This is a genomic window from Methylobacterium sp. B1 (assembly GCF_000333255.1).
GTDB lineage: Bacteria > Pseudomonadota > Alphaproteobacteria > Rhizobiales > Beijerinckiaceae > Methylobacterium > Methylobacterium fujisawaense.
The window spans coordinates 1-6,738 of record NZ_BACT01000248.1 but is presented as its reverse complement, the minus strand read 5'-3'; the positions used below and the strand labels follow the sequence as shown (position 1 = coordinate 6,738).

The 6,738-nt window shown below is 67.7% G+C and carries 5 protein-coding genes and 1 pseudogene; 1 reads left to right on the top strand and 5 read right to left on the bottom strand.

The genetic code is table 11. The annotated features are described in order from the left end of the window. From I53_RS07045 to I53_RS07025, 5 genes and pseudogenes are all read right to left on the bottom strand, one after another. Positions 1-255 (bottom strand): SDR family oxidoreductase (locus I53_RS07045; protein ID WP_148291089.1); only part of this gene is annotated, 255 nt, incomplete at its 3' end. A gap of 107 nt (positions 256-362) precedes the next feature. Continuing rightward, positions 363-947, bottom strand: coding sequence for a TetR/AcrR family transcriptional regulator (locus I53_RS07040; RefSeq protein WP_051044711.1), 585 nt, complete (start codon positions 945-947; stop codon positions 363-365). 252 nt (positions 948-1,199) lie between these two features. Further along, positions 1,200-4,318, bottom strand: a pseudogene (locus I53_RS07035) (efflux RND transporter permease subunit). Further along, the gene (locus I53_RS07030; protein ID WP_043348358.1) at positions 4,315-5,394 is read right to left on the bottom strand and encodes an efflux RND transporter periplasmic adaptor subunit; all 1,080 of its coding nucleotides are present in this window, start codon (positions 5,392-5,394) and stop codon (positions 4,315-4,317) included. The pseudogene I53_RS07035 and the gene I53_RS07030 overlap by 4 nt, the downstream one beginning before the upstream one ends. Before the next feature lie 371 nt (positions 5,395-5,765). Continuing rightward, positions 5,766-5,993, bottom strand: a complete 228-nt coding sequence (locus I53_RS07025; RefSeq protein ID WP_043348355.1) for a DUF2268 domain-containing putative Zn-dependent protease — start codon at positions 5,991-5,993, stop codon at positions 5,766-5,768. 237 nt (positions 5,994-6,230) lie between these two features. Between I53_RS07025 and I53_RS07020 the strand changes: the two genes are divergently transcribed. Next, positions 6,231-6,738: hypothetical protein (locus tag I53_RS07020; RefSeq protein WP_043348353.1), on the top strand; the 508-nt coding region annotated here is incomplete at its 3' end.

Here is a 6,738-nt window from a genome sequence, read left to right as displayed (position 1 = left end):
CAGGTCGATCCGGCCGGTCCGCCAGGAGACTGCCTCGACAACGCCCGCGACCGAGACCTCCGAGGTTAGGTCGCAGGGCAAGATCGTGATGCCGCCCTCCTTGTCCCGGTTGACGTCCCGGTCGACCTTCCGGCTCGTTCCGAACACCCGGTAGCCCGCGGCCTTCGAAGCCCTGGCTGTCTCCGGGCCGATGCCGGAGGCGGCGACCGTCACGGTTCCGAGCCCGCTTTCGGCCTGCGCTACGACACTCCCCATCGCAGGTGGCCTGCATCGCAGTCGCCGAGTATATAAATTACGTACATAATATAAAATGACAACAGCAAAGCGTGTCGGGCCATGCCGGACCGGCGCTTCGCCGTCTGCTATCCGTCGTTGGACAAGCTCATCGCCGTTTGGGTTTCGGGCGCTCCGCTACCCAGCGAGGCCCGTGCCGCCGAGAGGATCTCCTCCGCCAACGCTTCGTCATCGACCGCGCGGGCGAGGACGACCGCACCGACGAGCGTTGCCAGCGAGGACAGCGTGCGCTCCCGCTTCCTCTTCGCCGTTCTTGGCACGGCTTCCGCGACCAAAGCCGCCAATCCGCGCACTCCGTGCGTGAAGCGTGACCTGACCGGACTGTCCGGGGCTTCCCGCGCGACATCGGTGGCGAGGGCGGCGATAGGGCAGCCCACGCCAGGGGCGCGGACGTGGGCGAGAGAAAGGTAATTGGACACGAGGCTGTCGGAGGGACCCCGTCGATTGTTGACGAGCGCGGTGTCGAACGCCTCCGCGGCCAAGGCTTCCTTGTTGGCGAACTGACCGTAGAACCCGCCATGGGTGAGGCCGGCGGCTCCCATGATGTCGGCGACGCCGACCCCATGGAGGCCGCGCTCGCGGAACAGGGTCGCCGCCACCTCGACCACGCGCTGACGGTTGAGCTTGGCCTGCTCCTGCGAAACCCTCGGCATGTGCTGACCCTCCGTCCGACGCGACTTCCATCAATATAGATGTTTTTCGTAATTTATGAAGTGGCCGGTGGATGTCGTCGTGCCATGATGCCCGTTCCAACGCGCCGGTTGCGTCGCATCTCGAAGGCGGCGCGATCGGCAAAGGGTTCCGGCGGGCCCGCGGGGGGGCGGTTGCGGGCCCGCCGGATCATCGCACGCGACCTTGGGAGGGCGTGCGATCGCTTGGGCCGGCTCCGCGGGGGAGCGACGGCCTCATCGGGAGACCGGCATCGCGGCGACGGGGCCGACCTTGCCGAGGTTGGCGGCCTCGGCCCCGGATGGCCGACGAACCCGAAACCACAAGGCGTAGAGGGCCGGCAGGAACAGCAGCGTCAGCAGGGTCCCGACGCCGACGCCCCCGATCAGCACGTAGGCCAGCGCACCCCAGAACACCGAGTGGGTGAGCGGGATGAAGGCCAGCATCGCCGCCGCTGCCGTTAGGATTACCGGCCGAGCCCGCCGCACGGTCGACTCGACGATGGCCTCGTAGTCCGACAGGCCCGCCGCACGGTCGTGATGATCTGGTCCACGAGGATCAGCGTGTGNCGCATCAGGATGCCCGAGAGCGCGATCAGGCCGAGGATCGCGTGNAAGCCGAAGGGCTGTTGGAAGACCAGGAGCGTCGGGGCGGCGCCGACGAGGCCGAGCGGCGCAGTTGCGAACACCATGAACATCGTGGTGAACGAGCGCACCTGCAGCATGATGACCGTCAGGGTGACGACCAGCATCAGCGGGAAGACCAGGACCAGCGCCTTCATCGCCTTCTCGCTCTCTTCCACCGAGCCCGCCGTGTCGATGCGGTAGCCCGGCGGCAGCTTGGCCGTGATCGCGGCGAGTTCGGGGACGATCTGCGCGTGGATGTCCGGCGGCTGCTTGCCGTCGAGCACGTCGCCCTGCACGCGGATGTAGGTCTCGCGGTTGTAGCGCTTGAGCACCGCGTCCTCGTTGCGGCTCTCCAGGCGCGCCACCTGCGAAAGCGGCACCTGCCGCCCGTCCTTCGTGGCGAGCGTCAGGTCGCCGATGTCGCCGAGCGAGCGACGCTCCGGGCCGGGGCTGCGCAGGAGCACGTCCACGGACCGTAGGTTCTCACGCACCTGGGTCGCGGGCGTGCCGTTGAGGTAGCTCTGCAACTGCTGGCCGGCCTCCTTCGGCGTCAGCCCGATCAGGCGCAGGCGCTCCTGGTCGAGGGCGAGGTGCAGGGTCGGCGTCTTGTCGCCCCAGTCGAGGTGGACGAGCCGCATGTTGGGGTTCGCCATCATCACGTCGCGCACCTCGGCGGCGATGCCGCGGATGACGTCGAGGTCGGGGCCGACCACCCGGAAAGCGACCGGAAAGCGGACCGGCGGCCCGAACACGATCTGCAGGACGCGCACCCGCGCTTCCGGGAAGCGGCCCTCGTCGACGAGCCGGCGCACCTTGCCGCGCAAGACGTCGCGGGCCTGGGCGTCGGCGGTCTGGACGACGATCTGCGCGAAGGCGGGGTCGGGCAGTTCCGGATCGAAGGACAGCACGAAGCGCGGCATGCCCTGGCCAATGTAGCTCGTGATCTCGCGGGCCTCCGGCAGTTCGCGCACCGCCGCCTCGATCCGCTTGACGCTCGCTTCGGTGGTCGCGAACGCGGAGCCGGTGGGCAGCGTCACCTCGACGATGAGTTCGGAGCGCTCCGAATTCGGGAAGAACTGCTTCTCGACCTTGCCCATCCCGACCACCGCGGCCGCGAATAGGGCGACGGTGATGCCGGCCGCCATCCACTTGTGGTCGACCGCGCGCCGCACGACCCGGCGCAGGCGCTGGTAATTCTTCGTGGCGTAGATGGCGTCGTGACCGCCCTCGACGCGCTTGATGTCCGGCAGGAGCTTGACGCCGAGATAGGGCGTGAAGGTCACGGCCACGATCCACGAGACAATGAGCGAGAAGGCCACCACCCAGAAGATGTTGCCGGCATACTCGCCCGCCGTGGACGCGGCGAAGCCGACCGGCAGGAATCCCGCGATGGTGACGATGGTGCCGGTGAGCATCGGCGCCGCGGTGGCGCTCCAGGCGTAGGTCGCCGCCGAGACCCGGTCGGCGCCTTCCTCCATGCGCACCACCATCATCTCGATGGCGATGATGGCGTCGTCGACGAGCAGGCCGAGCGAGATGATCAGGGCGCCCAGCGTGATGCGGTCGAAGTCGCGGCCGGTGACCATCATGACCACGAACACGGCCGAGAGGGTCAGCGGCACGGCCAGCGCCACCACGATGCCGACCCGGAAGCCGAGGGCGAGGAGGCTGACGAAGATCACCACACCGAGGGCGGTGAAGAACTTCACCATGAACTCGTGGATGGCGTCGTCGATGACCTTCGCCTGGTCGGTGATCTTGGTGAAGGTGATGCCGGTCGGGAGGTCGTGGTGGATCGCCACTTCCTCGGCATTGAGCGACTCGCCCAGACCGAGGCCGTTGAAACCCGGCTTCATGACGACGCCCAGCATCAGGGCCGGCGCGCCGTCATTGTGGATCGCGAAGACCTTCGGGTCCTCGTAGCCACGCTTCACCTCGGCGATGTCGCCGAGCTTGAGGCTGCGGTCGCCGACGGCCACCGGCAGGTTACGGATCGCGTCGAGGCCATCGATGGCACCGTCGAGCCGGAGGTAGACCCGTGGGCCGTCGGCCTCGATGAAGCCAGCCGGCGTCACGTCGTTCTGGTTGGCCAGCGCCGCCAGGAGTTGCTGGCCTGTGACGCCCAGCGTCGCGAGTCGCTGGTAGGAGACCTCGACGAAGATCTTCTGGGCCTGCTCGCCGAGGATGTTGATCTTCTCGACGCCGGGCAGCCGCAGCAGGCGCTGGCGCAGGTCCTCGGCGCGCAGCACGAGGTGCCGGTGCGGCAGACCCTGCGCCTGAAGCGCGTAGAGGGCGAAGTAGACGTCCGAGAACTCGTCGTTGAACAGCGGCCCGAGCACGCCGCGCGGCAGGGTGGACGCCTGGTCGGAGAGCTTCTTGCGCGCTTGGTAGAACTCCGACTGGAGCTCGGCCGGCGGCATCGAGTCCTTGAAGAACACCTTCATCAGCATGAGGCCGGGGCGGACGGTCGTCTCGACCCGGTCGTAGTAGACGAGTTCCTGCAGACGTTTCTCCAGCGGGTCGGCGACCTGCCGCTGGATCTCCTCGGCGGTGGCGCCGGGCCAGGCGGCCGAGACGGCCATGGTCTTGACCGTGAAGCTCGGGTCCTCGGCGCGCCCGAGCTTCTGGAAGGCGAAGATCCCGGCGGCGGTCAGCGCGATGATCAGGAACAGCGTGACGGCCCGTTCGCGGACCGCCAGGGCCGAGAGGTTGAAGGACGAGGCGTTCATCGTGTGGCCTCCGTCACGGGCGTTCCCGCCAGCCGGACCTTCTGGCCGGCCTTGAGCAGGTGCGCCCCGAGGGCGACGATCCGGTCGCCGGGGTTCAGGCCGGAGGCGACTTCCGCGCTCTCCTCGGACAGGCGCGCGACGGCGACGGGCTGCGCCGCGACGGTCTGCGTCTGCGCGTCGTAGCGCCAGACGGCCGGGCCTCCGCCCTGGTCGAACAGCGCCCCGAGCGGCACGGAGACCGGCGCCGTCGCCTGCGCGGGCTTCAAACGGAGCGTGACCGTCGCCCCCAGGGGCGCCGTCTCCCCGCCGCCGGAGAGGATGAAGCGGGCGCGGTAGGTGCGCGTCGCCGGGTCGGCCGTGGCCGACAGCTCCCGGAGCCGGGCCGGATAGGTCTTCTCGCCCTCGGCGTAGAGCGTGGCGGAAGCCGTACCCGTTGCGAGGTGGCGGCTGCTCTCGGGCAGGAACACCTCCGCCTCGCGAGCGCCGTCGCGGGCGAGCCTCACCACCGTCTGCCCGGCGGCAACGACCTGGCCGGGCTCGCTCGGCACCTCCATCACGACGCCGTCCGCGTCGGCCTGGAGCTCGGAATAGCCCGCTTGGTTGGCGATCTGGCTCGCCTGAGCCTCCGCGTTGGCGAACTGGGCGATGGCCGCGTCCGCAGCCGCCTTGTTCTGGTCGTAGGTCTGCTTCGAGGTCCAGCCGTCACCCACGAGCTTGCGGGAGCGCTCCTCGTCGGCCTTGGCCTTGATCATCTGCGCGCGGGCCGCCTCGACCGAGGCACGGGCTGCGTTGAGCGCCAGGGTGAAGTCGGTCCGATCGAGGCGCATGAGCGGCTGGCCGAAGCGTACGTGGTCGCCGGGATCCACGAGGCGCTCGAAGATCTTGCCGCCGACCCGGAAGCCGAGGTTGCTCTCCGTCCGGGCACGGACGACACCCGTGAAGCGAGCGACCGCAGCCGTTCCGGGAGCGGCCTCCACGGTCTGGACCAAGGGCGGGTCCGGCACCACGGCCGTTTCGGCAGGCGAACAGGCTGACAGAGCGAGGCCGCCGATACCGATTATCCATCTGACCGTCATCGGCTCCCCTCCGGGATCGTCGAGTCGCTAAAAAAATTATGATCATAATCTATTATGGGGCCCATCGGGCGTCAATGGCGGCTTACCGAAGGGAGGCGCCACTGGCAGACAACCACGACGCCACGAGCCGGGAAGCTTCCGACTCTGGCTCCGTGGGAACGGCCGTCGTTGTTGATGGAATGCGGAAAGCCGTCGTCCGGCTTTCGGCTCATTCAGCCTATACCGATCGAACCATCAAGGCCGTGCGAGCCGACATTTGTGCTCCGCAGCAGCGGACATTTATCGGCCGTCCGACGTCTTCGGTTTGAGTTGGGAATCTGCCCCTGCTGGTCGATGGTTAAAGGCTCGCCAGGATGCGTCCCCAGGCCGCCTCAAGACTGCGCGCGCATGACTGCGCGCGGTCGGACGTCGACCGAGGTGTCGCCGCCGGTGTCCATCTCGGCCTCCAGCCCGTCGTCCACGATCCGGTAGCCGAGGGTGTAGCCGAGCCAGTGCGGATGCGGTCGTCCGAATCCGGGGAGCCAGGCGCCGTGGTCGTGTCCGTTACCCACGGGCGTCGTGTTGTCCCGCAGGTTGGCCGCGAGCACCACGTCGGTCACGGGGCATCCGCCGCCGTTCAGAGGCTCGTCGCTCCGAATCCTCTGGAAACGGGCTCGTACAGGACGCCTGCTGGCGGTCGGGGTGTCCAATGTCACTTTCTTAGAGTCAGGAATCGTTACGGGCTTGTCACGTCGAAAGACGCTGCATCGGGCGCAGCGCCAAGCAAATTTTTGTTCAGCAAGGCGCGTTACAAGCGCATCAGCGCCTGATGAAGCTACCGATGGGACTGGTCAGCCATGAACAAACAGGACGACGCTGCCTTTGACCCGGACGGCGGACCGATTCCGCTTGAACAGCTGAAAGCCATCATTGGCGGCAATCGGCCGAACGAAGCAAAGCCGATGGATGGTGAGCGTGCCTCCGCGCTGACCGCCGGCGCCGAGAGTGCAGCACCTGTGAGCAGCGAAGCCATCGGCTTCTCCACTCAAGCGGCCAAGATCACTGGCAGCGAGACCACAATGGGTGTCGAAGGCCGGTTCGAGGCCAAAATCAGCTACGGACCGTCTCAGGACGGCGCGTCGGGCGGGCGCGTTGGCAAAGTCGATGTCGACGTGTCCGGCAAGAAGGGGGACCTCGATTCGGTCAAGGTCACCGTCTTCGATCACGGCACCAATGCCCGCCTGGAGCTGACGGCCGCGCAGGTCGCGGACCGGGCGGCGTCGGGCAGCGCCATGTTCAAGGATGTCGCGAGCAAGATCGACAATCTGCATGGCAAGACCAAGGATTCCGGAAGCTTCGGCGTCG

Excerpts from the sequence above, each read along its gene's own strand:
- I53_RS07030 (WP_043348358.1), bottom strand. The coding sequence starts at position 5,394 with ATGACGGTCAGATGGATAATCGGTATCGGCGGCCTCGCTCTGTCAGCC.
- I53_RS07040 (WP_051044711.1), bottom strand. The coding sequence starts at position 947 with ATGCCGAGGGTTTCGCAGGAGCAGGCCAAGCTCAACCGTCAGCGCGTG.